The sequence below is a fragment of the Kribbella sp. NBC_01510 genome (genome assembly GCF_045040325.1).
Lineage (GTDB): Bacteria > Actinomycetota > Actinomycetes > Propionibacteriales > Kribbellaceae > Kribbella.
This window is the reverse complement of record NZ_CP109418.1, coordinates 163,806-189,330: the sequence shown is the minus strand read 5'-3', so window position 1 is coordinate 189,330 and position 25,525 is coordinate 163,806. Positions and strand designations below refer to the sequence as shown.

At 68.8% G+C, this 25,525-nt stretch carries 26 protein-coding genes; 12 read left to right on the top strand and 14 right to left on the bottom strand.

The genetic code is table 11. The features are described from left to right. Window positions 1-17: 17 nt before the first annotated feature. From OG558_RS00925 to OG558_RS00915, 3 genes are all read left to right on the top strand, one after another. Window positions 18-782 carry an SDR family oxidoreductase gene (locus OG558_RS00925; protein WP_405068511.1) on the top strand — a complete coding sequence of 255 codons (765 nt, stop codon included), beginning with the start codon at window positions 18-20 and terminating at the stop codon, window positions 780-782. A 102-nt stretch (window positions 783-884) separates the two neighbouring features. Then, window positions 885-1,562 carry a DedA family protein gene (locus OG558_RS00920; RefSeq protein WP_405068510.1) on the top strand — a complete coding sequence of 226 codons (678 nt, stop codon included), beginning with the start codon at window positions 885-887 and terminating at the stop codon, window positions 1,560-1,562. A gap of 58 nt (window positions 1,563-1,620) precedes the next feature. Beyond that, window positions 1,621-2,235: an NAD(P)H-dependent oxidoreductase gene (locus tag OG558_RS00915; protein ID WP_329480800.1), complete on the top strand. Its 615-nt coding sequence runs from the start codon at window positions 1,621-1,623 to the stop codon at window positions 2,233-2,235. Between the two features lie 199 nt (window positions 2,236-2,434). Here OG558_RS00915 and OG558_RS00910 read toward each other — a convergent pair whose 3' ends face one another. The 3 genes from OG558_RS00910 to OG558_RS00900 all read right to left on the bottom strand — a co-directional run bounded on the left by OG558_RS00910 (window position 2,435) and on the right by OG558_RS00900 (window position 6,365). After that, window positions 2,435-4,900 carry an FtsX-like permease family protein gene (locus tag OG558_RS00910; RefSeq protein ID WP_405068509.1) on the bottom strand — a complete coding sequence of 822 codons (2,466 nt, stop codon included), beginning with the start codon at window positions 4,898-4,900 and terminating at the stop codon, window positions 2,435-2,437. Then, entirely contained in the window at window positions 4,897-5,694 is a 798-nt protein-coding gene (locus OG558_RS00905) for an ABC transporter ATP-binding protein (protein ID WP_405068508.1), read from the bottom strand. Before OG558_RS00905 ends, OG558_RS00910 begins: the two co-directional genes overlap by 4 nt. 74 nt (window positions 5,695-5,768) lie before the next feature. Further along, window positions 5,769-6,365: a TetR/AcrR family transcriptional regulator gene (locus OG558_RS00900; protein WP_405068507.1), complete on the bottom strand. Its 597-nt coding sequence runs from the start codon at window positions 6,363-6,365 to the stop codon at window positions 5,769-5,771. A gap of 103 nt (window positions 6,366-6,468) precedes the next feature. On the opposite strand from OG558_RS00900, the gene OG558_RS00895 reads away from it, so the two are divergent. From OG558_RS00895 to OG558_RS00880, 4 genes are all read left to right on the top strand, one after another. After that, window positions 6,469-7,467, top strand: a complete 999-nt coding sequence (locus tag OG558_RS00895; RefSeq protein ID WP_405068506.1) for a hypothetical protein — start codon at window positions 6,469-6,471, stop codon at window positions 7,465-7,467. Window positions 7,468-7,649: 182 nt separating this feature from the next. Beyond that, the gene (locus OG558_RS00890) at window positions 7,650-9,035 is read left to right on the top strand and encodes an extracellular solute-binding protein (protein WP_405068505.1); all 1,386 of its coding nucleotides are present in this window, start codon (window positions 7,650-7,652) and stop codon (window positions 9,033-9,035) included. 28 nt (window positions 9,036-9,063) lie between these two features. Beyond that, window positions 9,064-10,005 (top strand): sugar ABC transporter permease, encoded by a 942-nt coding sequence (locus OG558_RS00885; RefSeq protein ID WP_329480785.1) that lies wholly within the window; start codon window positions 9,064-9,066, stop codon window positions 10,003-10,005. A gap of 115 nt (window positions 10,006-10,120) precedes the next feature. Then, window positions 10,121-10,948, top strand: coding sequence for a carbohydrate ABC transporter permease (locus OG558_RS00880; RefSeq protein ID WP_329480783.1), 828 nt, complete (start codon window positions 10,121-10,123; stop codon window positions 10,946-10,948). A 358-nt stretch (window positions 10,949-11,306) separates the two neighbouring features. Here the strand turns inward: OG558_RS00880 and OG558_RS00875 are convergent, their stop codons facing one another. The 3 genes from OG558_RS00875 to OG558_RS00865 all read right to left on the bottom strand — a co-directional run bounded on the left by OG558_RS00875 (window position 11,307) and on the right by OG558_RS00865 (window position 14,133). Next, the gene (locus OG558_RS00875) at window positions 11,307-12,284 is read right to left on the bottom strand and encodes a hypothetical protein (RefSeq protein ID WP_405068504.1); all 978 of its coding nucleotides are present in this window, start codon (window positions 12,282-12,284) and stop codon (window positions 11,307-11,309) included. 17 nt (window positions 12,285-12,301) lie between these two features. After that, window positions 12,302-13,510 (bottom strand): MFS transporter, encoded by a 1,209-nt coding sequence (locus OG558_RS00870; protein WP_405068503.1) that lies wholly within the window; start codon window positions 13,508-13,510, stop codon window positions 12,302-12,304. A gap of 110 nt (window positions 13,511-13,620) precedes the next feature. Next, window positions 13,621-14,133, bottom strand: a complete 513-nt coding sequence (locus OG558_RS00865; protein ID WP_405068502.1) for a GyrI-like domain-containing protein — start codon at window positions 14,131-14,133, stop codon at window positions 13,621-13,623. 135 nt (window positions 14,134-14,268) lie between these two features. Here OG558_RS00865 and OG558_RS00860 point away from each other — a divergent pair, with 135 nt between their 5' ends. Both OG558_RS00860 and OG558_RS00855 read left to right on the top strand, forming a co-directional pair. Continuing rightward, complete coding sequence (locus tag OG558_RS00860; protein WP_405068501.1) at window positions 14,269-14,982, top strand: class I SAM-dependent methyltransferase; 714 nt, start codon at window positions 14,269-14,271, stop codon at window positions 14,980-14,982. A gap of 174 nt (window positions 14,983-15,156) precedes the next feature. Then, entirely contained in the window at window positions 15,157-15,582 is a 426-nt protein-coding gene (locus OG558_RS00855; RefSeq protein WP_329480762.1) for a CBS domain-containing protein, read from the top strand. A gap of 10 nt (window positions 15,583-15,592) precedes the next feature. Here the strand turns inward: OG558_RS00855 and OG558_RS00850 are convergent, their stop codons facing one another. Genes OG558_RS00850 through OG558_RS00840 form a run of 3 tightly spaced genes read right to left on the bottom strand, consistent with a single transcriptional unit; the run spans window position 15,593 to window position 18,621 of the window. After that, the gene (locus tag OG558_RS00850) at window positions 15,593-15,943 is read right to left on the bottom strand and encodes a DUF4190 domain-containing protein (protein ID WP_405068500.1); all 351 of its coding nucleotides are present in this window, start codon (window positions 15,941-15,943) and stop codon (window positions 15,593-15,595) included. A gap of 9 nt (window positions 15,944-15,952) precedes the next feature. Continuing rightward, window positions 15,953-17,314 carry a M16 family metallopeptidase gene (locus OG558_RS00845; protein WP_405068499.1) on the bottom strand — a complete coding sequence of 454 codons (1,362 nt, stop codon included), beginning with the start codon at window positions 17,312-17,314 and terminating at the stop codon, window positions 15,953-15,955. After that, window positions 17,311-18,621, bottom strand: a complete 1,311-nt coding sequence (locus tag OG558_RS00840) for a M16 family metallopeptidase (RefSeq protein WP_405068498.1) — start codon at window positions 18,619-18,621, stop codon at window positions 17,311-17,313. Before OG558_RS00840 ends, OG558_RS00845 begins: the two co-directional genes overlap by 4 nt. 125 nt (window positions 18,622-18,746) lie before the next feature. On the opposite strand from OG558_RS00840, the gene OG558_RS00835 reads away from it, so the two are divergent. Then, window positions 18,747-19,094 carry a YciI family protein gene (locus OG558_RS00835; protein ID WP_329480753.1) on the top strand — a complete coding sequence of 116 codons (348 nt, stop codon included), beginning with the start codon at window positions 18,747-18,749 and terminating at the stop codon, window positions 19,092-19,094. Then, on the top strand, window positions 19,087-20,334 hold the full coding sequence (locus OG558_RS00830) for an RNA polymerase sigma factor (protein ID WP_405068497.1): 1,248 nt from the start codon (window positions 19,087-19,089) through the stop codon (window positions 20,332-20,334). The genes OG558_RS00835 and OG558_RS00830 overlap by 8 nt, the downstream gene beginning before the upstream one ends. On the opposite strand, the gene hisN is transcribed toward OG558_RS00830, so the two are convergent. After that, window positions 20,318-21,097: a histidinol-phosphatase gene (gene hisN / locus OG558_RS00825; RefSeq protein WP_329480749.1), complete on the bottom strand. Its 780-nt coding sequence runs from the start codon at window positions 21,095-21,097 to the stop codon at window positions 20,318-20,320. The genes OG558_RS00830 and hisN overlap by 17 nt on opposite strands. 144 nt (window positions 21,098-21,241) lie before the next feature. Here hisN and OG558_RS00820 point away from each other — a divergent pair, with 144 nt between their 5' ends. Beyond that, entirely contained in the window at window positions 21,242-21,733 is a 492-nt protein-coding gene (locus tag OG558_RS00820) for a DUF2231 domain-containing protein (protein ID WP_329480747.1), read from the top strand. Here the strand turns inward: OG558_RS00820 and rsgA are convergent. The 4 genes from rsgA to OG558_RS00800 form a co-directional block, all read right to left on the bottom strand. Beyond that, the gene (gene rsgA / locus OG558_RS00815; protein ID WP_405068495.1) at window positions 21,726-22,748 is read right to left on the bottom strand and encodes a ribosome small subunit-dependent GTPase A; all 1,023 of its coding nucleotides are present in this window, start codon (window positions 22,746-22,748) and stop codon (window positions 21,726-21,728) included. The two genes, OG558_RS00820 and rsgA, sit on opposite strands and share 8 nt — an antisense overlap. Further along, window positions 22,748-24,025 (bottom strand): 3-phosphoshikimate 1-carboxyvinyltransferase, encoded by a 1,278-nt coding sequence (gene aroA / locus OG558_RS00810; RefSeq protein ID WP_405068494.1) that lies wholly within the window; start codon window positions 24,023-24,025, stop codon window positions 22,748-22,750. The genes rsgA and aroA overlap by 1 nt, the downstream gene beginning before the upstream one ends. 67 nt (window positions 24,026-24,092) lie before the next feature. Further along, window positions 24,093-24,704, bottom strand: a complete 612-nt coding sequence (locus OG558_RS00805; RefSeq protein ID WP_405068493.1) for a DoxX family protein — start codon at window positions 24,702-24,704, stop codon at window positions 24,093-24,095. Window positions 24,705-24,764: 60 nt separating this feature from the next. Then, window positions 24,765-25,490 carry a DsbA family protein gene (locus OG558_RS00800; protein WP_405068492.1) on the bottom strand — a complete coding sequence of 242 codons (726 nt, stop codon included), beginning with the start codon at window positions 25,488-25,490 and terminating at the stop codon, window positions 24,765-24,767. Window positions 25,491-25,525 lie beyond the last annotated feature (35 nt).

Below are 25,525 nucleotides of genomic sequence, written 5' to 3'. Positions count from 1 at the left end.
TGGTAGATACTAACATCATGAGAGTATCTAACATGAACGACAAGGTCGCCTTGGTGACGGGCGCCTCGCGCGGGATCGGGCGGGCGATCGCGGAGCGGCTCGCGGCGGATGGGGCCGAGGTCGCGGTGCACTACAACAGCGACAAGGCCGGAGCAGGCGAGACGCTCGAACGCATCGGTGGGCGTGGCTTCCTGATCGGCGCCGAACTCGGAGCCCCGGGTGACGTGGATGAGCTGGCCGGGCAGTTGTGGGAAGGACTGGCCGGTCGACCGCTGGACATCCTGGTCAACAACGCCGCGGCGGCTCCGGCCGGCCCGATCGAGACCGACACCGTGACTGCGTTCGATCGGCTGTTCGCGGTCAATGTGCGAGCGCCGTACTTCTTGATCCAGCGGCTGCTGCCGATGATGCGCGACGGTGGCCGGATCGTCTCGCTCTCGTCGGCTGCGACCCGTTTCGCGAACCCGACCCAGACCTCGTTCGCGATGACCAAGGCCGCGCTGGAGACGATGAGCCTGACGCTCGCCCAGGAGTTGGGCCCGCGGAACATCACCGTCAACGCGGTCTCTCCCGGCGCGACCCGGACCGAGGCGAACGGCGCGTTCTTCGAGACGCCGGGGCTGGCTGACTTCGTCACTCACCACACCGCACTGGGCCGGCTCGGTCGTGGCGAGGACGTGGCCGACATCGTCGCGTTCCTCGCCTCGGAGGACGCGCGCTGGATCACCGGCCAGGTCGTGGATGCCACCGGCGGCCTGTTCCTCGGACCCCGGATCGCCTGAGCACGTGGGGTTTTCCCCCGGTCGGTACGGTGGGTGGCCCGACCCGGAGACGGCGGTTGGCCTCAGTGTGCGGGTGGTGTGCGCGGGCCTAGCGTCGTCGCCATGTTCACGACGAATCAGGTGATGATGACCGCGCTGCAGGCGACACAGGAGCCGACCGGAGGAGTGGCCGGCTGGGCCATCGACCTGATGGAGCGGATGGGGGCGCCGGGTGCCGGGCTAGCGGTCGCGCTGGAGAATCTGTTCCCGCCACTGCCCAGCGAGGTCATCCTGCCGCTGGCCGGGTTCGCGGCCAGTCGTGGTGAGCTGGAGCTGGTCAGCGCGATCGTCTTCACCACGCTCGGTTCGATCGTCGGCGCACTTGCCTTGTACGGCGTGGGCGCGGGGCTCGGCCGGGATCGCACCAGGGCGATCGCGGAGAAGTTGCCGTTGGTGAAGGTGCGGGACATCGACAAGGCGGAGGACTGGTTCAACCGGCATGGGCCGACGGCGGTGCTGATCGGCCGCCTGGTGCCGGTCGTGCGCAGCCTGATCTCGGTTCCAGCCGGAGTCGAGCGGATGCCGGTGGGGCTGTTCCTGCCGCTGACGGCGATCGGCAGCCTGGTCTGGAACTCGTTGCTGATCGTCGCCGGCTATCAACTCGGCGAGCGCTGGCACGTGGTGGAGTCGTCGGTGGGCGTGTTCCAGAAGCTCGTGATCGCGGGTGCGGTGGCGGCGGTGGTGTGGTTCGTGGCGGTGAAGATCCGGGCCCGGCGTTCGGATCCTGAGAAAGTCAAGTAGCCAGCTCGACTTTGACTACGCTCGATCCATCACTTGCCGAGCTCAGGAGATGGGTCAGATGCCCTCAGTCGCTTTCGAACCGCAGGTTGTGCCGGATCCGCCGGTGTGGCCGCAGTCTGTCGTCACTGTGGTCGGCAATCCGCGGCCGGGATCGCGGACCGCGGCCGCTGCGGCGTCCGTTGCGGAGTTGCTCGCCTCCGAGCTCGGTACGCCGTACCGGATCGATGAACTGGTCGACTTGGTGACGTTCGCGCCGGCGATCTTCCAGGGGGAGCGGGCCGCGGACGAGGAGCGGGCGGCGCTGGAGAGTGCGGTCGATCTGGTGTCGTCGGCGTCGGTGATCGTGGTCGCGACGCCTGTGTACAAGGGCAGCTACACCGGTTTGCTGAAGAGCTTCCTAGACGTCTTGCGGCCGCAGGCGCTGGCGGGCGCGGTCGTGGTGCCGGTGACGGTTTCCGCGGCGCCGAGTCACAAGCTGCTGGCGGATCAGCATCTGCGGCCGGTGCTGGCCGAGCTCGGTGCGAGTGTGCCGGTCCCCGGGGTGATCCTGGAGGAACGGGATCTCGAGGATCTGCAGGTGGTTCTGTCCGGCTGGATCCGCGACAACGCCGGCATCGTCCAGGCCACCACGATCGCCCTCCAACCAGTCGCCGAACCTACCCCGGCTCACTGACCCACTCCGGCTCGCTGACCCCACTCCGGCTCGCTGACCCGGGTCCGGCTCGCTGACCTCGGTCCAGTCCGGCCGCTGCCCGCACGCGCGCCCGCGCGCCCGCGCGGGGCGAACCCTCCATTTCAGTGGGCACCCACGGAGGTGGAGGGTTGCCCCCCGAGAATCTGAGTGGGCAACCCTCCAGCTCAACGGGCCGGCTTCAGTCCGTGTGGGTGGGTTGGGTGGGGGAGTGGCGGAGGGTTGTGGTGGCGGGGAGGAGAGTCGAGCCGAAAGTGAGGAGGGCGGCGGCTCCGACGATCACGCCATAGATCCAGAGTGGGCCGGTGGGGACGGCGCTGGTGGAGACCTTGGCCGAGAAGGGGATGAGGCAGGCCAGGGCTACCAGGGTCCCGAGGGTGATGCCGGCCAACGTGACCAGCATGCTCTCGGTGGTCAGCATCCGCAGGACCTGCATGCGGGTCGACCCGGTCAGGCGCTGCAGGGCGAACTCGCGGCGGCGACGCAGCGTCGAGGAGACGAGGGTGTTGACGACCGAGACCGCGGTGTAGGCGATCAGCATGCCGACGAGCATGTAGTTGACCCATGCCTGTGTCTGCAGGTCTTCCGCGTTGGCGGCGACCAGAGAGTCGCGGTCGGCGACCTGGACGCCGGGATGCGCGGCGGCGAGTTTGGCCAGGGCCGGTCCGACGTCGGCACCGGGCGCGGTGCGGACCAGGAGCTGCTTGGTCAGTCCGTCCGTGGTGTGCGGGGCGAGCAGCGACGCGGGCAGGATGATGTTCTCGTAGCCGCGTTCGGCGGCGAAGGTCGCAACCACCCGCAGCGTCACCGGGGTCCCGTCGCCCAGCGTCATGCTGATCGTCGAGCCAACCCCGCGGTGGATCTTCCCGGCCACGTACTCCGGCAACGCCACCGTCGACCCGGTCAGGCCGGCCAGTGATCCACTCGTCAGCCGCACCGGCGCCGTACCGTCCGCGCCTTGTGCGTCCACGCCGAGCAACGGAGCGCCGTCCTCGTCGAAGGGTGCGTTGCGCGGCTCGTCGATGGTTCCCGTACTGCGGACGAACGCGGAGGCACTCGCCACACCCGGCACCGCCCGGACCTGATCGGCGATCGCGGGGGACAGGCCGGCATCCGAGACCAGTACGGCGTCCGCCCGCAAGTCTCGAGTGAACGCCGCGGAGGCCGCGTGTACCTGGGTCGTCTGCATGTAGAGGTTGGCGGTCGAGATGCCGACGGCAAGCATCACCGGCATCACCGCGGCCGACATCGCCACCGAGCGAGCCGTGACATTGCGGATCGCGAGGCGGCCGTTGACCCGGGTCAGCGCCTGCACCGGCCAGCGCCACACCGCGAGGACCGCCTTGGTCCAGAACGGGCCGAGCAGTGCGACACCGATCGCCCAGCAAAGGATCGACGGACCCGCGGTCGCGCCGGCGAGCGGACCGGTCATAACCGTCGCGGTGACGATCAGCAGCGCGAGTCCACCACCGAGGAACGCCAGCCCGAAGAGCAGGCGCACCCAGCTGAACCACTTCCGCTGCAGCGAGGCCTCCATCAACGCCTCGACCGGCCGGATCTTCGCCGACTTGCGGGCCGCGATCAGTGCGGCGCCGATGGCCGCGAGTACGGCGGCACCCGCACCGGCCGCGAACGGGATCAGGCCTTGCGAGAACTCGACGACCGGCGACGCGACGCCATGCGAACCGAGCTGGTCGAACAGGAAGCGGCCGAGGAAGATCCCGGGCACGGCACCCAGTGCGACCGCCGGGAGCGAGACGAGCAGCGCCTCGCCGAGGATCATCCGGCGGACCTGACCAGGCGTCGTACCGATGCCGCGGAGCAGGGCGAACTCGCGCTCGCGGTGCTGTGCGGACAACGCGAGCGTGGACGCGACCACGAACATCATCGTCATCGCCGCGATCCCGCCGAAGGAGCCGGCGACCGAGATCAACGCGGTCCGGTGCGACTCGGCGTCCGGGTGCTCGGCCAGGCCACGGTCGATCCCGGCGCGGACGGTGATGTTGCCGTCCAGCGCGTTGATCCGGTCTCGCACGTCGTCGATATTGGTGCCGGGGGCAACCAGTACGCCGATGTCCGCGAACCGGGCCGGACTGCCGGCCAGGCGGGCCGCTTCCCGGTCGGCGAAGAATGCGTGACCGGCCGGGCCGGTGGCCGAGCCGCTGACGGTGAAGGTCTTCGGCTCGCCGTCGATCACGAGGGTGACCTGGCTGCCGACCTTGGCGCCCCGCGTGACGACCTGGCCGGAGCGCGGGGCGTGACCGGATGTCAACTTGTACGGCGCCAGCACCGCCGAGGACCAGTTGTGGCCTTCGGCAACCGACGTACCGGCGGCCGGGAAGGTGAGGTCGCCGATCGCGTCCGAAACGCCTTGCACAGAACGGATCTTGGCGACCAGATCGGCCGGTACGCCGACCCGCTCGGGCAGTGGTGTCGCGTCCTCGGCGCCCGGGCGGAGGTGCGACTGCTTGCCGGTGACAACAAGTGAGCTGGCGGCGAGCCGCTGAGGTTCGACATTGGAGCGGATGCCTGTCTCCATCAGGCCGCCGCAGGCCATCACGATTCCGGTGCCGAAGACGACCGCGACGAAGGTGGCGATGAAGCCGCTCTTGCGGTGGCGCAAGGTGCGGACGGCCAGGCGCATCATCGTGCCACCGCCTGGAAGCCTCGCTGCGAACGCGCGCCGAGGTGGGTCATCCGGTCCGCGACCTGCTCGGCCGTCGGAGCGGCGAGGCTGCCGGCCAGTACGCCGTCGGCGAGGAACACGACCTGGTCGGCGTACGACGCGGCGACCGGGTCGTGGGTGACCATGACGACGGTCTGGCCCTGGGTGCGGACCGGCTCGCGGAGCAGTTCGAGGACGTCGGCGGCGGTCTGGGTGTCGAGGGCACCGGTCGGTTCGTCGGCGAAGATCACCGCCGGCCGCGCGACCAGGGCGCGGGCGATGGCGACGCGCTGCTGCTGGCCGCCGGACAGTTCGCCGGGGCGGTTCTTGCGCTTGTCCGCGAGCCCGACGCGGTCCAGAACCTCACGCACCGCGGCGCGGTTGACCCGGCGGCCGTCGAGTTCCTGCGGCAGGGTCACGTTTTGCAAGACGGTCAGCGCGGGCAACAGGTTGAAGGACTGGAACACGAACCCGATCCGCTCGCGGCGGAGCTCGGTCAGCCTCCGCTCGCTCAGGCCGGCCAGCGCCTGGCCGTCGATGAACACGCTGCCGGACGTGGGCCGGTCGAGGCCGGCTGCACAGTGCAGGAACGTGCTCTTGCCCGACCCGGACGGACCCATCACCGCGGTGAAGGTGCCGGGGGCGAAGTTGATGCTGATGCCGTTGAGGGCGGTGACGGCGTTGGTGCCGCGGCCGTAGACCCGTCGTACGTCGTGCAGGACGACCGAGTACTCGGTCCCGCCGACTGCTTCCTGCAACCGTCGCTTCTTCGTCATGCGCTTGACGCTACGGAGCGCGGACGGACCTCCCCAGGGTGCTGGACCACCGTACGGGGTAGGTAAAACCCCACCTACGACCGGAGCAACGCCCGCAGTCCGGCGGAGTAGGTTTCCGGGGTGACGTCGCCGATCAGCAGGCGTTGAAGGACGAAGCCGGGCACCATGCCGAACAGGACCTGGGCGATGTAGCGGGGATCGGTGTCCGGGTCGACGGTGCCGTCGGCCTGCGCGCGGCGGGCGACGGCCTCGAAGTTGTCCCGGAGCTGGTTGTACTTGCCGGACGCGGTCGCCATGATCGCCGGGTTGCGCAGCGCCTCCGCCCAGGCCTGGACCGCGATCTGGGTCACGTCGCCGCCGGGCCGCTCCGAGACCGCGACGACGTGGTCGAGCGCGGCTTCGAGGGCCATCAGCGGAGTCAGTACCTGTTCCGTGGCGAGGATCTTCTGGAAGAGTTCGTCGACTGCGCTGAGGGCGTCCTCGGCAATCGCGGCGACGATCTCCTCCTTGCTCTTGAAGTAGCCGTACACCGCGCCCGCGGACAGGCCGGACTCCCGGATCACGTCGGCCATCGTCGTCTTGTGGAAGCCCTCCTCGAGCACGCAGCGGCGGGCCGCGTCGACGATCTGCGTACGGCGGGCCAGACGGTGCTCCTCGGTGACTTTCGGCATACCCGGAACATAAAACGAATGTCCGTTCTTGACAAGTCGCCACCGATGTTCCAGGCTCGGAACTGATAAAGAACGGTCATTCGGTTTTATAAGGAGTCTCCTCATGTCCGCTGAGGTGCACGCGGCCGAACGCCGCCGCCCGCCGCTGGTCGCAGTCATCACGCTGCTGACCGCCCTGCTCACCGTGCTGCTGATCGCCTTCGCCTGGCCGGCCGCGCGCTCCGAACCGCGGGACGTGCCGCTCGCCGTCGCGGGTCCCGGCCCGGCCGTCGCGCAGGTCAAGGCGGGACTCGATCAGGCGCTGCCCGGTGGCTTCGACGTCACCGCCGTACCCGATCGGGCCGCGGCGGTCCAGTTGATCCAGGACCGGGACGCGTACGGCGCGATCGTGCTCGACTCGGCGCAGCCCGAGGTGCTGACCGCGTCCGCCGGTGGTCCCGTCGTCGCGCAACTGCTGACGCAGTTGTCGACCCGGCTCTCTCCGCAGAGCCCGGCGAAGGTCACGGACATCGTGCCGCTGCCCAAGGATGATCCGCGCGGTGCCGGTCTGGCCGCCGGCGCGCTGCCGCTGGTGCTCGGTGGCATCATCGCCGCCGGCGCGCTGACGCAACTGGTGCGGTCCGGTTCGAGGCGGATGATCGGCGCCGTCGCGTTCGCGATCACGGGTGGGCTCGCGTTGGCCGCCGTACTGCAGTACTGGCTGGGTTCGTTCGAAGGCAGCTACTTGGGCAACGCGGGCGTGATCGCGATGTCGATCGCGGCGATCAGCCTGACGCTGCTCGGTCTGGAGTGGTTGCTCGGTACGGCGGGTCTCGCGCTGGGTGGCGCGGTGATGATGCTGCTGGGCAACCCGCTGTCCGGGATGACGAGTGCACCCGAGATGCTGCCGAGCGGCTGGGGCGCCCTGGGTCAACTGTTGCCGCCGGGAGCCGCAGGTACGGCGCTTCGTTCGGTGAGCTTCTTCGACGGTGCGGGAGCCGCCCGGCCACTCGTCGTACTGACGTGCTGGCTGGTCGCCGGCCTCGCCCTTTGTGCACTCGGAGCGATGAGGTCGCAGCGCGCCGTACACCCGCGCCACGAGGCAAAACCCCTGACCGTCTGAATGTCATGACAACGCGGTGACCGGATTGTTACCTCCCGGTCACCGCGTGACCGCGTGGAAGCGGGGACAACGTTGTCTGTCAAGCATTGACTTCGGTCGCTCGGGACTCCTACGGTCGCGGAAAGCCCGCTGGGTTTGGGCCGCGGTACCGGGATGACAACGATTGCCCGAAGGTGGACGTGATGACTAGGAAACGTTTCAAGGTAGCGGCCGCTGTGAGCGCGGTGCTGCTGGCGGTGACGGCCTGCAGCCAGGGCTCGACGACCAAGCAGCCGGAGGCGGGAAGCTCGCAGAGCGCCGGCCCGGCGAACATCAAGATCGCCTACCAGCAATGGGGCCCGGGAACGGTGATGAAGACCTTCCTCACCGGGGTGAAGACCGAGTACGAGTCGGCGCACCCGGGCTCGAAGGTCGAGATCGTGCCGATCGTGGCGAGCGAGAACGACTACTACACCAAGCTGCAGCTGATGATGCGGTCGCCGAACACCGCGCCGGACATCGTCTACGAGGACACCTTCCTGATCAACTCCGACATCACCGCGGGGTACCTGAAGCCGCTGGACGACTACATCAAGGGCTGGTCGGACTGGGGTCAGTTCGAGGAGACCGCCAAGGGCGCCGCGAAGGGCCAGGACGGCAAGACGTACGGCATTCCGGACGGCACCGACACCCGGGCGCTCTGGTACAACAAGCAGATCTTCCAGAAGGCCGGCCTGCCCGCCGAGTGGGCGCCGAAGAGCTGGGACGACGTCCTGAACACCGCGCGCACCATCAAGCAGAAGGTGCCCGGCGTCACCCCGCTGAACGTGTACTCCGGCAAGCCGATGGGTGAAGCCTCGGCCATGCAGGGCTTCGAGATGCTGCTCTACGGCACCAAGGACACGCTCTACAACTACGACCAGCAGAAGTGGGTCGTCGGCAGCCAGGGCTTCAAGGACGCGCTGAACTTCGTCAAGACCGTCTACACCGAGGGCATCGGCCCGTCGCCGAAGGAAGCGCTCGACCCGAACATGGGCTCGCGCGTCGGCAGCGAACTGCTGCCGGGCGGCAAGCTGGCCATCGCGCTGGACGGTTCGTGGCTGTACAACAACTGGCAGAGCACCGGCCCGAAGCCGTGGCCGCAGTGGAGTGAGGTGCTCGGCCAGACCGCGATGCCGACGCAGGACGGTGGCGGCAAGGGCAAGGTCAGCCTCTCCGGTGGCTGGACCTGGGCGATCCCGGCGAAGTCGAAGTCACCCGACGCGGCCTGGGACTTCATCAAGACCCTGCAGACGCAGCAGAACGCGGCCAAGTACGCCACCAACGGCGCGCAGATCGCGGTCCGCAAGGACGTCGCCTCCGACGCCGGCTACAAGGAGTCCTCGAAGAGCACGCAGTTCTTCACCGACCTGGTCTCGGTCACCGTGTACCGCCCGGCGCTGCCGGAGTACCCGAAGGTCTCGAACGAGATCATCACCGCGATGGAGTCGGTGATGACCGGGCAGTCCACGCCGGACAAGGCGGCGAAGAACTACGACGAAGCGGTCGAAGGGATCGTCGGCAAGGACAAGACGACCACAAGTCAGTAACCCTCGTCCCACGAAGGAACCCTCCCCTGTGACGACGACAATTGCTCCAACGGCGGCGGCCCCCGCTCCTTCCGGTAAGTCCTCCGGAAAGAGCGGGAAGCCGCGGGCCGCCAAGCTGGTCCGGATGCTGCCGCTGAGCCCGGCGATCGGGCTGATGCTGGTCTTCCTGGCCGGCCCGATCCTCTACTGCCTGTACGCCGCGTTCACCAACATGGCGCTCACCGGCACCGGCGCGGCGAACGTGAAGTTCGTCGGGCTGGACAACTTCCGCAAGGCCTTCGGCAGCGGCGCGTTCACCAACTCGATCTGGCTGACGCTGGTGTTCACGCTGATCTCCGCGATCATCGGGCAGAACACCCTCGGGCTCGGCCTGTCGCTGCTGATGCGCAGGTCCACCAGGGTGGTCCGCAACTTCGTCGGTACGGCGGTCATCGGTGCGTGGGTGCTGCCGGAAGTGGTGGCGGCGTACCTGCTGAGCGCGTTCTTCAACGACGACGGCACGCTGAACGTGATGCTGCACGCCGTCGGCCTGCCCGGCCAGGACTGGTTGTACGCGGCACCGATCATCGCGGTGTCGCTGGCCAACATCTGGCGCGGTACGGCGTTCTCGATGCTGGTGTACTCCGCCGCGCTGAGCGAAGTACCGAAGGAGATCGAGGAGTCGGCCGAGATGGACGGCGCCTCCGGTCTGCGGCGGCTGGTGTTCGTCACGCTGCCGATGATCAGCCGGGCGATCATGACCAACCTGATGCTGATCACGCTGCAGACGCTGAGCGTGTTCGGCCTGATCTACGCGATGACCCGTGGCGGCCCGGGGACCAAGAGTCAGACGTTGCCGCTGTACATGTACGAGCAGGCGTTCAGCTTCTCCCAGATCGGCTACGGTACGGCGATCGCCCTGGTGATGCTGGCGATCGGTGCGATCTTCTCGCTGATCTACCTGCGTGGACTCAACTCGGAGGCAGCGTGACAGTGTCATTGCCACGCCTCCGGCGCGGCGGATCATGGGGCTGTAACTCCCGGCCTTCCCTCGTCGCTCCAGTCGCTTCGCTCCCTCCGCTCCTCAGTCCAGGCCGGGAGGCCCCATGATCGCCCGCGACCGGATCAGCAAACTGACCGCCAACCTCGTTCTGCTGGCGATCGGCGTGCTGTTCGTGCTGCCGCTGCTCTGGGTGTTGTTCGCGTCGATCAACCGGACCGCCGGCCTGCGGGTCGAGTTCCCGACGCATCCGACACTCGGGAACTTCAAGGCGGTGCTCAATACCGACACGACGTACCGGCCGGTGTTCAACGGCATCGTGCTGTGTGGTGGGGCCGCCCTGCTGACCATGGTGTGTGCAGTGCTGGCGGCGTACCCGCTGTCGCGCTTCAGGTCGAAGTTCAACCGGCCGTTCCTGCTGACCGTGCTGTTCTGCACCGGGCTGCCGATCACCGCTGTCATGGTGCCGGTGTACGGGCTGTTCGTGCAGCTGAACCTGATCGACACCCTCGGCGGCACGATCATGTTCATGGCGACAGCCTCGCTGCCGTTCGCGATCTGGCTGACCAAGACGTTCATGGACGGTGTACCGATCTCGCTCGAGGAAGCCGCCTGGGTGGACGGTGCCGGCAACATGCAGGCGCTGCGCAGGATCGTCCTGCCGCTGATGTGGCCGGGGATCGCGGTGGTGCTGATCTTCACCTTCATCGGCATGTGGGGAAACTTCTTCGTCCCGTTCATGCTGCTGCTGTCCCCCGAACGCCTGCCGGCCTCGGTCAGCATCTTCACCTTCTTCAGCCAGTACGGCGAACCGAACTACGGCCAACTGGCGGCGTACTCCCTGATCTACACGATGCCCGTCCTCCTCCTCTACCTCCTCCTCAGCAAGAAGCTGGGCGGCGCCTTCGCCCTGGGCGGCGCAATCAAGGGCTGAATGGCACCGCTCCGCGTCGTGTGACGCGAGTCGTGGGACTCGGTCGTAGAGATCGACGTTCGCCGACCATCTCTCACGACTCGAGTGCATGGTCGGGCGATCCGCGCGCGTCGCGTGTGGGAGACGAGTAGCGCGGTTGGTTGTGTCTTGTGGGTCGGGGCCGGCGCTGACAGTTGCCCGTGGCAACGGTGGTCGGGTGTGCAAGGTCGACAGGAGGTCCTCGGGGCGCCGGCTTCCTGCCACGCTGAGGACGCTCCTCGGCACGCGCTTTACGAGGGATACTTCCTGTCGAGCTGCACACATCGCACAGAAACAGCCCGGCGCCTCGGTCGAGGCGACGGGCTGGGAACGACCAAGTTCAGCGTGGTGGGGCCAAGGCCTCCAGGCGGTCGCGGAGGGTTTGGAGGGCATCGTCGCGGAGGGCGTCGGGGAGTTCGTCTAGGGCTTGCCAGTACTGGAGTTTTTCGGTGGCGGGGCGGTCCAGTTGGAAGCAGGCGACCCAGGCGCGGGCGGAGCGGACGAGGAGGCGGAAGGCGGCGGCCGTGTCGATGGTCGGCTTGGCTTCGGTCAGGGACTCGAGGAGGTCCTTGTGGGTTTGGACTGCGAGGGTGGCCGGCTCGTGTTCGTGCCAGGCGTCTGCGAGCGCCGCTGTCTTGCGTTCGAGGGCGAAGGCGGCGAGCGCGCCGACCGCCGGCGGGATCAAGGTGTCCAGATGCTCGTCGCCCGTGGCCAGTTGGGACGCCGACTGTGAGTCGACGGCGGTGCCGAGGGCGAGTACGAGTCTCACGATGAAGCCGGTCAGTGGGGTGAGGCGGGTGTGATCCATAGTGACTTCGACCTGTTGCAGCTGAATGCGGAGCTGCTTGATCGCTCGCTGCGCCGTACGACGGTCAGCGCGGGACCGGCGGACCGGACGGCCGGCGTCGTCGATCGCCCCGTCGAGCTCGTCGGCCGGTATGCCGAGCAGATCCGCCACCTCGTCGAACGAGACCTCGACCGTCGGTGGAGAGGCCTTCCGGGTCTGACGCCCTGACCGCCCTGGCTCTGTGTCCTGGATGCGGTCGGCGGCCAGGTCGAGGAGGTCGTCCAGCCCGCGGACGAGGTCGACCAGAGCCGCGTCGGCGGCCTTCCAGCGGTATCCGGCGAGAGCGCTGGTCCGGCGGAAGTCGTCCTGCACCACCTTCTGCAACGCCGGCGGCCACCCGGCGAACTCCACCACCGGCGGCTCCTCGACCGGTGCCGGCGTGGTGGATTCGGGAGTCAACGGCTTGGCACCGGCGCGCGTGCCGATGACCTCTTCGTTCTTCTTCCCCTGCCCCGGCACGATGAAGCTCACACCACAACCTTACGTGGCTACTCGGTTCGCCTCAGGTGCCAGACGGACGGGACGACAAGGGTTGCCGCGGTGATGGCGACGTACAGGCCGGCGCCGTACAGCTCGACCGCGGTGATGCCGGCGGCGGCTGCGACGGCGCCGACCGACAACTGGCCGATGGGTACGGCGATGATCGAGCCGAGCATGTCGTACGACGAGACCCGGGAGAGCTTGTCGATCGGGATGTGCTGGCCGAGCGCGGTCTCCCAGCCGATGCCGAAGATCTCGTAGCTGACGCCGACCAGGAACGACATCGCCGCGACCATGACGGTGTTCGGGGAGAGCGCCAGCACGACCATGATCGGTGCGCCGAGCAGGATGCCGAACATGCCGATCCGCAGTGGGTAGCGGGGTTTGACCCGGATCATCAGTACGCCGCCCACGATGAGTCCGACTCCGAAGCACGCGCTGGCGATACCCCAGCCGGTCCGGCCGAAGGTGTTGTCGGCGATCACCGGGCCGAGGGTGCGGTAGCAGGCCACGAAGATCACGTTCAGCAGGCAGAAGCCCAGCACGACCGTCCAGACCCACTGCCGCGAGACGAACTCGGCCCAGCCGACCCGCAGATCGGTCAGGACCGAGCTCGTCGACCGAGCGATTCTCGGGATCGACAGCCGGGCGAGCAGGTACGCCCCGAGCAGGAATGTGACCGCATCGACCGCCAGGCCGACGCCCGGGCTGGTGAAGCCGACGATCACGCCGGCCACCGCGCCACCGCCGATCATCGCGACCGAGCGGGCGAAACCGGACACGGCGTTCGCCTGGGGGAGTTCGGCGCGGTCCACGATCGACGGCAGGATGCCGGTCAGTGCCGGCATCACGAACGCGGCGGCGGCGCCGTTCACCGCCTCGATCGCGGCCAGTTGCCAGATCGTTGCGTGACCGGACAGCACCAGCGCGGCGGCGAGGCCCTGGGTGAGTCCGCTGACCGAGTTCGCGACGACCAGGACCAGGTTGCGGGGGAGCCGGTCAGAGATCACCCCACCGGCGAGCAGGAAGACGATGTTCGGGATGCTGCGCGCGGCGAGCACCGTGCCGACGGCGCCGGCCTTGTCGGACACGTCCAGTACGGCGAACACCAAGGCGATCGGCGCGATCGCCGAGCCGAGCAACGACACGAACCGGGCCGACACGAAGATCCGCACGTCCCGATGCCGCAGTACAGCGAGATCCTGCCGCCAGCTCACCCAAACCCCTCTCCCGAACCCGCCGATCCTATGAGGTGCCGGGGCCGAAGGGCCTGGTGTTTTCGCAGGGCAGAGCCCGGACCCAGGAGCCGCGGTGCGGGTGTGGTGCGTCAGTCCCCGGTGCCGGGCGGTTCGGCGAGGCGGATGTTGAGTTCGACCTCCCACTTCGTCTTGCGAGGCTCTTTGCGGGGATCCGTGCGGAACAACTCGTACCGGCAGCCGAACAGGTCGCCATCGGCGACCTCGCGACGGTCGAGCGTGAGGACTTCGGCGCCGGCAAAGTCGAGGAGGGCACGGTTCGCGCGGAGGGAGTGGTTGCGGTAAGTCAGGGTCACGTAACGGCCCGCCGGGAGTACGTCCGGCCGCACCCGAGCATCACCGCTCAACGGGCCAGGGGTGGTCACGCCGACCTCCAAGTCCATCGGGCCGTTCATGTCGATCACATGCAGCCGAAGGAAGAACAGTCCGGCGTCGTCTACGCCCTCCCGAACCAGCCAGTCACTGAGCTCGTCGATCAGCTCGTTCCGCACGCTCAACATGCCCCGGAACGGCGTGACCACCCGAATGCCGAGATAGTCCGCCTCCGGCCGCTCGACAACCCGAGGCGGTTCGAGCAACTCCATGTGGGCCTCCTCAGTCTCGCTCCCCAGCATCGGGCCTGCCCCAGGGGCAGCCTCAACGTAGTTCACAGACGGCGTGGTGCGGTTGGCTCAGAGCAGAAAAGGAACGTCGGCACCACGGCTGCCGTTGGTAGACACATGACGAACCTGACGAGTGCGTACGAAGAGCTGGCCGATGCCTACCACGCGACCGTCGATCCCGACGGCGCCGGCCTGGACGATCCGACGTTCGACGAACTGGTGGGTGACGTGCGCGGTCTGCGGGTGGCCGCGGTCGCTTGCGGACAGGGCCGCGACGCGCGACGTCTGGCCGATCTCGGCGCCGAGGTGGTCGGCATCGATGCCTCGGAATCGCTCGTGGCCCACGCGCGGAGGCTCGAGCAGCAGACGCCGCGCGGCATCGAGTACGTCCATGGCGACGCGCAGGATCTCGGCCGGATCCCCGACGCCGCGTTCGACGCGGTGGTGTGCCACATGGCGCTGATGGACATCCCAGAACTCGAGCCGGCGGTGCGGTCGATCGCGCGGATCCTCAAGCCTGGCGGCTGGTTCGCGGCATCGATCGTGCACCCGTGCTACAAGACGCCCGCCGCCGGTGAGCTGATCGATCACGTCGATGGCTCGACGCGGCGCGTCACCGGTCGCTACTTCGAGGAGGGTCCCTTCAACAGCGTCACGCGGTGGAACATCCTGCCGCGCGTCGCGTACCACCGGATGCTGTCGACGTACGTCAACACCTTGGTGACGGCAGGCCTGCCCGTCGTCCGGATGATCGAGCCGGTCGGCGATCGCCCGGTCTGGCAGTCAGTCCCCGGGCTCCTCTACTTCCGGTGCCAGAACCAGGGTGGGTGACCTGGGTCGGCTTCGGAAAGAACCTTCATTTTGTGGGCGGTGGAGGTCGATCGGTGCCGGGGGCAACTGGTTCGGATTGTCTTTCGTTGTCACGCTTGGTGACCTGCGGGGACTGCCGGATTGGGGTGGATTTCGCTACCTTGGGGTATTGGTCCTCGAACTGCAGGAGGCTCCGTGAAGATCAAGGACGTACTGCGCGGCAAGGGCAACCAGGTCGTCACCATCTCCCCAGAAGCCACTGTCACCGAACTGCTCGCACTGCTGGCCGAACACAACATCGGCGCGGTGGTGGTCAGCGCGGACGGGTCGTCGGTGGACGGCATCGTGTCCGAGCGCGACATCGTCCGGCTCTGGAACGGTACGCCGGAGGCCGGCGAGGTCCGGGTGAGCGCGATCATGACCGCCGAGGTCCGGACCGCCACCCCGGACGACCTGATCGACAACCTGATGCGGCTGATGACCGAGCACCGGATCCGGCACGTGCCGGTCGTGGTCGACGGCAGCCTGGCCGGGTTGGTCAGCATCGGTGACGTGGTCAAGTCCCGGATCGGCGAGCTCGAGTTCGAACGCGAACAGCTCTCCAACTACATCAGCAGCTAGGCATCAGCAGCTAGGCGGACGCGAAGAGCAGCACGATCAGCAGCAGGAACAACAGGCCGGCTCCGAGCAGGACTGTGCCGATCAGGCCACAGATCTGCCCGGCCTGAGCCATGCCCCGGTTGTTGTAGACGCCGGGCGTGGCGTCGATCTCCGCGACCGCCTGGGAGCCGAGCCACCAGGCGACCGGAGACACGAACAGCAGCCCGGTGCACAGCGCGATCACGCCCAGGACCAGAGCGACCGTGGCCTGGGAGTGGTCGCGCAGGACGCCGTACGACGGTTGGTCCGGGAAGCCGGGCTGGAGCGGGTAGAACGTGTGAGTCCGGTCCGTGGCATCCGTAGGCCGTCCGACGAACGACATCCTGTGCTCCTAGGGCGTGAGATCGACCAGTTCGCCCACGACGTCTGCGCCCAGCTCCGCGAGCTGGGGGCGGACGTCCTTGGCTTCCCCTACGACGACGACCAGTAGGCCGTTGGTTCCCACATACCGGCGGTAGGCGTCGGTGGCCTCGGCGGCGGTGGTGGCGGCGATCTGGGCCAGGTAGGTGTCGGCGAAGTCGATCGGTACGCCGTTCGCGATGTTGCTGCCGACCTGCTGGGCGACCGAGTCGGCCTGCTCGTAGCGCAGCGGCGCGGTCCGGATCAGGCTGTCCTTCGCCTCCTGGACCTCCTGCTCGGTCAGCCCGTCGCGGGCCTCCCGCAGGATCCGCAGCGCGTCGCCGATCGCGGCGCCGGTCACCTCGGTGCGTACGGCGCCACCCAGGCTGAACGTGCCGCCCCTGCGAGGCGCGGCGAAGCTGGTCCGCGTGCCGTACGTGTAGCCCTTCTCCTCGCGCAGCACCGTGTCCACCCGCGAGGTGATGGTCCCGCCGACCACGTGGTTCGCGACCGCGGCGGCACCCCAGGCCGGGTCCCGCCGGTCCGGACCGGCGCAGCCGATCAGCAACTGGCTCTGAACCGAGCCCGGCCGGTCGACCAGTACGACGCGGTTGCCCGGGAGGTACAGCGGTTCCGGCGTCTCGAGCGCCGGACCGGCGGTGGAGGTCCAGCCGCCGAAGGCCTGGTCGATGATCCCGGCGACGTCCACCCCGGTCGCGTCGCCCGCGAACAGGATCTCCGCCCGCTCCGGGCCGATGTTGTTCCGGTAGAAGTCGGCGACCTGCACGTTCGTCAGCGGGCGGATCGTGTCCGGCGTCCCCGCGGTCGGCCGGGCCCGTCGCGTCGACGGGTCGAACAGATGGGCCGCGAACGCCTCCCGCGCCCGGTAGGCCGCGTTCGCCCGCTCCTGGTTGATCTCGCCGAGGCGGATCGTCACGTGCCGGCCGACGTCGGCCTGGTTGAACGCGGGCCGGGTGATCGCCTCCGCGAGCAGCTGCACGGCCGGCGCCAGATGCGACACCGGCACGGAGATCTCGACGTGCAGTGCGTCCGAGCTGACGTCGACGCCGTACGCCGCTCCGTGCCGCTCCAGGGCCGCCGCGAACTCGTTGGCCGAGTGCAGCTCGGTGCCCTCGTCGAGGGTGCGGGACATGATCGTGGCGACGCCCTCGATGTCCCGCGGTTCGGCGATCAGCGGCATCGCGATCGTGACCCGGACGGTGGCGACGTACTGACCCGGGCGGTCGAAGACGTGCACCGGGGCGCCGACGCTGGTGATCGTGGTCGTCGCAGCCGGGAACTTCCACGGGCGGGGAGCGCCGACGGCCGGTGGGGTGGTCAGCACCTGGTTCATTCCTGCTCTCCCATGGTTTCAGCCGCAGTCTCAGCAGCTGTCTCGGCCCGGCGGTAGCTCACCTGGACGCGCCTGTCGGCACGGATCCACTGCGCCGCGGCCGCCTGCACCTGCTCGACGGTCACCGCGCGGACCTGGTCGATCCGGGTGTTGATCCGGTTCGGGTCGCCGAACAGCAGGGCGTGGTGGGAGATCTCGTCGGCGCGGCCGGCGCACGTCGCCAGCTGCTCCAGCCAGTCCCGCTCGGCCTGCGCCTGCACGGTGGCCAGCTCGTCCTCGGTGACGCCGCTCTCGGCCAGCTTCTCGATCTCCTCGAGCAGCGCGTCCTCGACCTTCTGCAGGTCGATACCGTCGGACGCGATCCCGGTCAGCGTGCCGAACGAGACCCCGCCGATCAGCGGCAGCGCGCCGCCGGACACCGACTGCGCGATCTGCTCGTCGCGGACCAGCCGGCGATTCAACCGGCCGCTCTGGCCGGCGGCCAGGATGTCCAGGGCGAGACCGGCCGCGTCCAGCTCCGGCGTCCCGTCCACGGGCAGCCGGAACATCATCGTGATCAGGTCCGACGGTACGTCGGACACCACGTCGTCGCGCTGTACGCCGGTCAGCGGGCCGATCGTGCCGTCCGCGGCGGCCGGCGGCTGCGGGATCGCGGGCAGGTGGCCGAAGTACCGCTTGGCGGCGTCGAACGCGTCCGCCACGCTGACGTCCCCGACGATCGTGAGGACGGCGTTGTTCGGGCCGTAGTACGTGCGGAAGAACGCGTGCACGTCCTCCACGGACGCCGCGTCGAGGTCGGCCATCGAGCCGATCGTCATGTGCGCGTACGGGTGGTCCACGGGGAAGGCGAGCCTGACCAGCCGCTCGTACGAGTCGCCGTACGGGCGGTTGTCGTAGCTCTGCCGCTTCTCCTCCTTGACCACGTCGCGCTGGTTGTCCAGGTTCTCCTGGTTGACCGCGTCGAGCAGGTAGCCCATCCGGTCCGCCTCGAGCCAGAGCGCGAGGTCGAGGCCGCCGCTGGGCAGTGACTCGAAGTAGTTCGTGCGGTCGAAGAAGGTGCTCGCGTTCAGGCTGGCGCCGGCGTTCTCGAGCAGGCTGAAGTGCTGACCGGAGGCGACGTTGCGCGATCCCTGGAACATCAAGTGCTCGAACAGGTGCGCGAACCCGGTCAGCCCGTCGGGCTCGTGGCGCGATCCGACGTCGTACCAGAGGTTCACGGAGACGATCGGGACGGCGCGGTCGGAGCTGACGACGACCCGCAGGCCGTTGTCGAGCGTCTGCTCCGCGATGGGGTACGTCAAGGGCATGCCTGCCACCCTACGTGGTCCGGAAATTGTTCGGGTGAGATGTCGATCTCGCCGCAGGTCGCGCATCGGAGTGGTGGATGCTGGAACCGGCCATGCATCAGACATGGACAGGAGAGGTGACATCAGTGGGCAAGTACCTGGTGATGATCTACGACGACGAAGCCAAGTGGGACGCGGCCGATCCGTCGGTGATGGAGCAGAACCACAAGAACCACCAGGCCTTCGCGGACGCGAACGGCCCCGCCCTGCGCGGCGGCGGGCAGTTGGACGGGAGCACCACCGCCACGTCGATCCGGTCCGACGGCGACGGCGGGTTCGTGGTCACCGACGGGACGTTCGCGGAGACCAAGGAGGTGATGGGCGGGTACTACATCATCGAGGCGGCCGACCTGGACGAGGCCCTCGCGATCGCCAAGCAGGTCCCGTCGCCGATGGGCGGCGTCGAGGTGCGGCCCCTCATCAACGGTGGCTGACACCGTCGCCGAAGCCGTGGCGGAGGCCCACTCGACCGAGTGGGCCTTCGTCCTGGCCGCTACGGCACGGGTCGCGGCCGATCTCGACCTGGCCGAGGACTGTGTGCAGGACGCGTATGCCAAGGCGCTGGTGCACTGGCGTGAGCAGGGCGTGCCGCGGCGGCCCGGCGCGTGGTTGACGACAGTCGCCACCCGGCGGGCGCTGGAGCATCGGCGGCGGGCCGGGGTGGCGGCGCAGAAGCTGCCGTTGCTGATGCCGGATCCGGTCGACGACGAGGATCTTGCGGCCGGGGTGTTCCCGGACGACCGGCTGCGGTTGGTGTTCACCTGCTGTCACCCGGCGCTCGCGCAGGAGGCCCAGATCGCGCTGACGCTGCGGCTCGTCTGCGGGCTGTCGTCGACGGAGATCGCGAAGGCGTTCCTGGTGAAGGAAGCCACGATGCAGGCGCGGATCACCCGGGCCAAGCACAAGATCTCGCGGTCCAGGATCGCCTACCGGATCCCGCGGCTGGAGGATCTGCCGGAGCGCATCGACGCGGTGCTGGACGTCGTACACCTGGTCTACACAGCTGGACACACGGCGGCGGACGGGGACGGACTGGCCCGGCCGGATCTGGCCCGGCGAGGGATCGAGCTGGCCCGGATGGTGCGGATGCTCTTGCCGGACAGCGGGGAGGCGGCTGGTCTGCTCGGACTGCTCTTGCTGACGCAGGCGCGGCAGGCTGCGCGCGTCGACGACGCCGGTCAGTTGGTGCTGATGGAAGACCAGGACCGGACGTTGTGGGACCGGGGGCAGATCGCCGAGGGGCTGGAACTGGTGCACGAGGCGCTGGCCGTCAACCCCACGGCGCCGAGCGCCCGCGTCGGGCGGTTCGGCGTGATGGCGGCCATTGCCGCCGTCCATGCCGAGGCGGAGCGGTGGGAGGACACGGATTGGGCGGAGATCCTCGGCCTCTACGATCTTCTCGTGGAGCGCTGGCCGTCTCCGGTGGTCGCCTTGAACCGGGTGGTCGCCTTGAGCTATGTCTCCGGGTCCGAGGTGGCGTTGACCGAACTCCAGGAGCTGGCCGGCGATCCCGCTCTCGCCACCTATCCGTACCTCGCGTCCACACGCGCCGAACTGCTTCGGCGTACTGGACGAGAGGCGGAGGCGAAGGCGGCGTACGAGGAGGCGCTGGCGTTCACCAGCAACGCGGTCGAGGCGGACTTCCTGGTCCGGCGGCTCACTCGAGGCGCTTGAGCACCTCGTCGTGCAGGCGGCCGTTGGTGGCGATGGCGTTCGGACCGTTCGGGCCGGGAGCCCCCTCGACGGAGGTGAACTTGCCGCCGGCCTCGTCGACGATGATCGCCAATGCGGCCATGTCGTAGAGGTTGAGCTCGGGCTCGGCGGCGATGTCGACCGCGCCCTCGGCGACCAGCATGTAGGACCAGAAGTCGCCGTACGCGCGGGTGCGCCAGACCGAATCCATCAGGTCGGCCCACTGGTCCTTCTTGCCGATCTTCTCCCAGCCCTTGAGCGACGCGTACGACAGCGAGGCGTCCTCGATCTTGCTCACGTCGCTGACCCGGCACGGCTGCGACGAGTGCAGGGCGCGGCCCGTCCAGGCGCCGTCGCCGTACGACGCCCACCAGCGCTTGCCGAGGGCCGGGGCGGAGACCACGCCGACGACCACCTGGTCCTCGATCATCAGGCTGATCAGGGTGGCCCAGACCGGGACGCCACGGATGTAGTTCTTGGTGCCGTCGATCGGGTCGACGACCCAGCGGCGGACGCCCCAGCCGCTGGTGCCGTCCTCTTCGCCGACGAACGCGTCCCGGGGCCGGGCCCGGGACAGAGTCTTGCGCATCACGTCCTCGACCTTTTTGTCCGACTCGCTCACCGGCGTCAGGTCCGGCTTGGTGGCCACGTGCAGGTCGAGCGCCTTGTAGCGGTCCATCGTGGTCGAGTCCGCGTCGTCGGCCAGGATGTGGGCGAGCCGCAGGTCATCCGTATGCGAAGGCATGCCGGAAGGCTAGCCTGATCCCCTGCTCAGCGCGCCACGCCGCGGCCAACGTTGCGGATCGGTTGCGGCGCCGAGTGAACCGAATGCGGTCGTTGAACGTGCAGTAAGTGTCGGACCAAGTCTATGAACGCCATGGAGGCGTCAATGTTCGAGCGCTTCGGGGACCTGCCGCTGCACGTGCTGGTGATTCATCTCGCGGTGGTGGTGCTGCCGGTGGCCGCGCTCACCGCGATCGCCTTCGCGGTGCTGCCGAAGTGGCGCTGGCTGCTGCGCTGGCCGGCGCTGGTGCTCGGGCTGGGTGCGCTGGTGTGTGCGTTCGTGGCGAAGAAGAGCGGGGACGCGTTCGTCGCCGCGGTCCCGCAGCTGCAGAAGCTGGTCGCCGTGCATCGGTCGCGGGGGAATCTGCTGCTGTGGTTGGTCCTGGCGTTCGCCGTGCTGATCGTCATCGCCTTCCTGCTGCTGAGCGGACCGACGGCGCTGGCGAGCGGAAAGGGTGCGAAGGCAACCAAGAGCCGTCCGCTCGAGCTGGTCGTCACCGCGGCCGTCGTGGTGCTGGGAGTCGTCGTGATCTACCAGACCATCCGCACCGGCGACGCCGGCGCCAGAGCCCTCTGGACCGGCATCCTGCCTAAGTGACGTCCTGCTCCGGTACAGCGTCCTGGCGGGTGTCGCGGCCTTCGCGGCTGGCCAGGAGGCGGCGGAACGAGGCGACGCGGTCGGCGTCGGCACGGCCTTCGGCGACTGCCTCGTCCAGGGCGCAGTCGGGAGCGGTCTCGGTGTGGGTGCAGCCGCGGGGACAGGTCTCTGCGATCTCGGCCAGGTCGGGGAAGGCGTTGATCAGCTGGTCCGGCTCGACGTGAGCCAGGCCGAAAGTGCGGATGCCGGGGGTGTCGATGAGCCACCCGCCGTCGGGCAGGCGCAGCACCAGCGTGTTGGTTGACGTATGACGCCCTCGGCCGGTCACCAAATTGACCACGCCGATCGCGCGGTCCGCGCCGGGGATCAACCCGTTCACCAGCGTTGACTTGCCGACGCCACTGTGGCCGACGAGGACGCTCGTGCGGTCGTCGAGTTGCTCGCGCAGCCCGCTGAGGTCGCCACCTTGGTGCGTCGCCACAGACTCGACCCCGAGCGGGCGGTAGATCGAGAGCAGCGGATCCGGGTCCGCGAGGTCGGTCTTCGTCAGGCAGAGCAGCGGCCGCATCCCCGCGTCGTACGCCGCCACCAGGAAGCGGTCGATCAGTCCGGTCCGCGGCTCGGGGTTCGCGACCGCGACGACGATGACGAGCTGATCCGCGTTCGCGACCAGCGGTCGTTCGACCGGGTCGTCGTCATCGGCCGACCGGCGCAGCAGCGTCGTCCGCGGAAGGACCTCGACGATCCGGGCCAGCGTGCCCTCGTCGCCGGTCGCGTCGCCGTCGAGCTTGACCCGGTCGCCGACGATCACACTCGTGCGGCCGAGCTGGCGCGCCTTCATCGCGGTCACCTCGTGGCCGCCGTGGGAGTCCTCGACCCAGCACGCGTAGCGCCCGCGGTCGCGGGTGAAGACGAAGCCTGTGGTGGCGTCGTCGTACGACGGGCGGTCCTTGGTCCGGGGCCGGGTCCGGCGCTTCGGACGGTCGTACCGGGCCTCCTCGTCGTACCGCGACATCAGCCCGCGAGCCCCGACCAGAGCTCGGGGAACTCCGGCAGCGTCTTCGCCGTGGTCCCGATATTCTCGATCTCCAGCCCGTCCACGAGCAGCCCGAGGACGGCGGCGGCGTGCGCCATCCGGTGGTCGCGGTAGGTCCCGAAAAGCCCACCACGTAAGGGCTTCGGCCGGATTTCCAGCCCGTCGGCCGTTTGCGTCACGTCTCCGCCGAGCGCGTTGAACTCGGTCTCGAGCGCCGCCAGCCGATCCGTCTCGTGGTTGCGCAGATGCGCGATCCCACGCAGGTACGACGGTCCGTCCGCGAACGCAGCCACCGCCGCGATGACCGGGCTGAGCTCGCCGACCTCGCTCAGGTCGAGGTCCACACCCTGTACACGACCGGTGCCACGGACAGTCAGGCCGTCGTCGGTGCGGGAGACCTCCGCGCCGAAGCGAGTGAAGATGTCGCGCAACTGGTCGCCGGGCTGCGTGGTCTGCGAAGGCCAGCCGGTCACGGTGACCTCGCCACCGGTGATCACGGCCGCGGCCAGGAACGGCGCGGCGTTGGACAGGTCCGGCTCGATCGCGGTGTCCAGCGCGCGAATGGGGCCGGGGGCAACGACCCAGCGGTTCGGCTCGCCGTCGTCGACGGACACGCCGCGTTCGCGCAACATCGCCACCGACATGTCCAGGTGCGGCTGGGACGGCACCGGCTTCCCGTCGTGCCGGAGGTCGACGCCCTCGTCGTACCGGGCTCCGGCCAGCAGCAGCGCGGACACGAACTGGCTCGAACCGGACGCGTCCAGGGTCACCCTCCCGCCGCGGACCGAGCCCGTGCCGGAGACCGTGTACGGCATCCGGCCGGTGCCGGCGTCGTCGATCTGTACGCCGAGGGTCCGCAGGGCGCCGAGGATGACACCCATCGGGCGTTCCCGGGCGTAGGGATCGCCGTCGAACGCGACCACACCGTCGGCCAGCGCGGCGACCGGTGGGACGAAGCGCATCACGGTGCCGGCCAGGCCGCAGTCGACGTTCGCCGGGCCCTTGAGCGAGCCGGGGGTGACGGTGACCGTCGCACCGCTGTCGCTGTCGCTGATACCGACGCCGAGGGAGACCAGGGCGGACCGCATCAGGGCGGTGTCGCGGGCGGCGAGCAGGCCGCTCAGGTGGGACGGGCCGTCGGCGATCGCGGCGAGGATGAGTGCACGATTACTGATCGACTTCGATCCGGGCACCGTGATCCGGCCGGTGACCGGTCCTTCCGCCCGCGGCGCCGCCCAGCCCTGCTCCGTGCTCATCCCACTCCTTCAGCTCGTCGTTTCCGACTCTGAGCCTAGGGCATGGGCGCCACCGTGCCGTCCGGTCTCAGCCGAGGTCGAGCTGCGCCTTCGCGAGCTTCGCGGCCTGCCGGACCTCGTGGGCCTGCTGCTTCGCCTCCCGCTTGGCCGCCTTGGCGCTGCGCGTCGTCTCGCGCTTGGCTGCCTTCACACCGCGCCTGGTCTCGCGCTTGGCGGCCTTTGCGCCGTGGCTGGCGCGCCAGGCGACCCCCGGCTTGCCCTCGGTGTCGACCGCCGCGAGCAGCAGGCCGCCGAGCAGGCTGAGGTTCTTCATGAACTGGATCCGCTGGGTGTTCCGGACCGTCTTGTCCTTCTCCAGCCAGAACGGGTGACCCGCGATCGTGGTCGGCACCAGCGACGCCGCGAGAACGCTCGCAGCCAGCCGCCGGCCCTTGCCGCTGGCCAGCGCGAGCCCGCCGACCACGTGGACCGCGCCGTTCAGCCGGACGAGGTTGACCGTGGTGTCGGGGATGCGGTCGCCGACCTGCGCCGGAGCCGCCCGCTTCACCAGCGGCACCAGCCGGTCGGTCACCGGCTGCGCCTTCGGCACGAGCGGCTCGGGGTTGCGAATCGCGTTCGCACCCTGAACGACGAAAATGACGGACAGCAGCGGCCTGGCCAGTGCACGCACGACAGTCATGCCTCCTTCATACACCACGTCTTGTCAGACTTCCGGTACCCAACGCTCAAGCACTCAGGCTCAGATGGGGCAGCCGTCCGGGCCGCAGGTGGGATCGTCGGTCGCGCCGGGGCCGGTGATCAGCGTGACCGGCTTGCGATCCGCGTTCGCCCGGCGCAGTGCCTCCTGGAACACCTCGACCGGTTGGGCGCCGCTGACGCCGTACTTCTCGTCGATGACGAAGAACGGCACACCGTTCGCGCCGTACGCGAGGGCCTGTGCCTGATCCGCGGCGACCTCTTCGGCGTACGTCGTACTCGCGAGGACCTCGTGGACACGGTCGGACGGGAGGCCGGCCTCTGTCGCCAGCTCGGTCAGCGTGGCGTGGTCGCCCACGGGGAGGCCGTCGGTGAAGTACGCCTTGAGGAGGCGCTCCTTGAGGCGGTCCTGGGTGTCGGCGGGCACCTGCCCGGCGTCGACGAGCTCGCGGGCCAGGTGCAGCAGGCGGTGGGCGTCGACGGTGTTGGCCGACTTCGCCTGCTCGAGGTTGTACTCGAGGCCCAGTTCGGCCGCGATCTCGGTCACGTGAGCGTTGGCCTGCAGACCCCACTCGCGGCCGCGACCGTACTTCTCACCCAGCCGGGTCGCCAGGTCCCGCGGGTCGTCGTTGGTGGACGACGGATCCAGCTGGAAGCTGTGCCAGACGATCGTCGCGGTGTCACCGCTGCCGGCCAGAGCCTCTTCGAGCCGACGCTTCCCGATGTAGCACCACGGGCAGACAACGTCGGACCACACATCAATGCGCATAGTTGTTGCCAACCTGGGTTGTTCCAGCACTATTC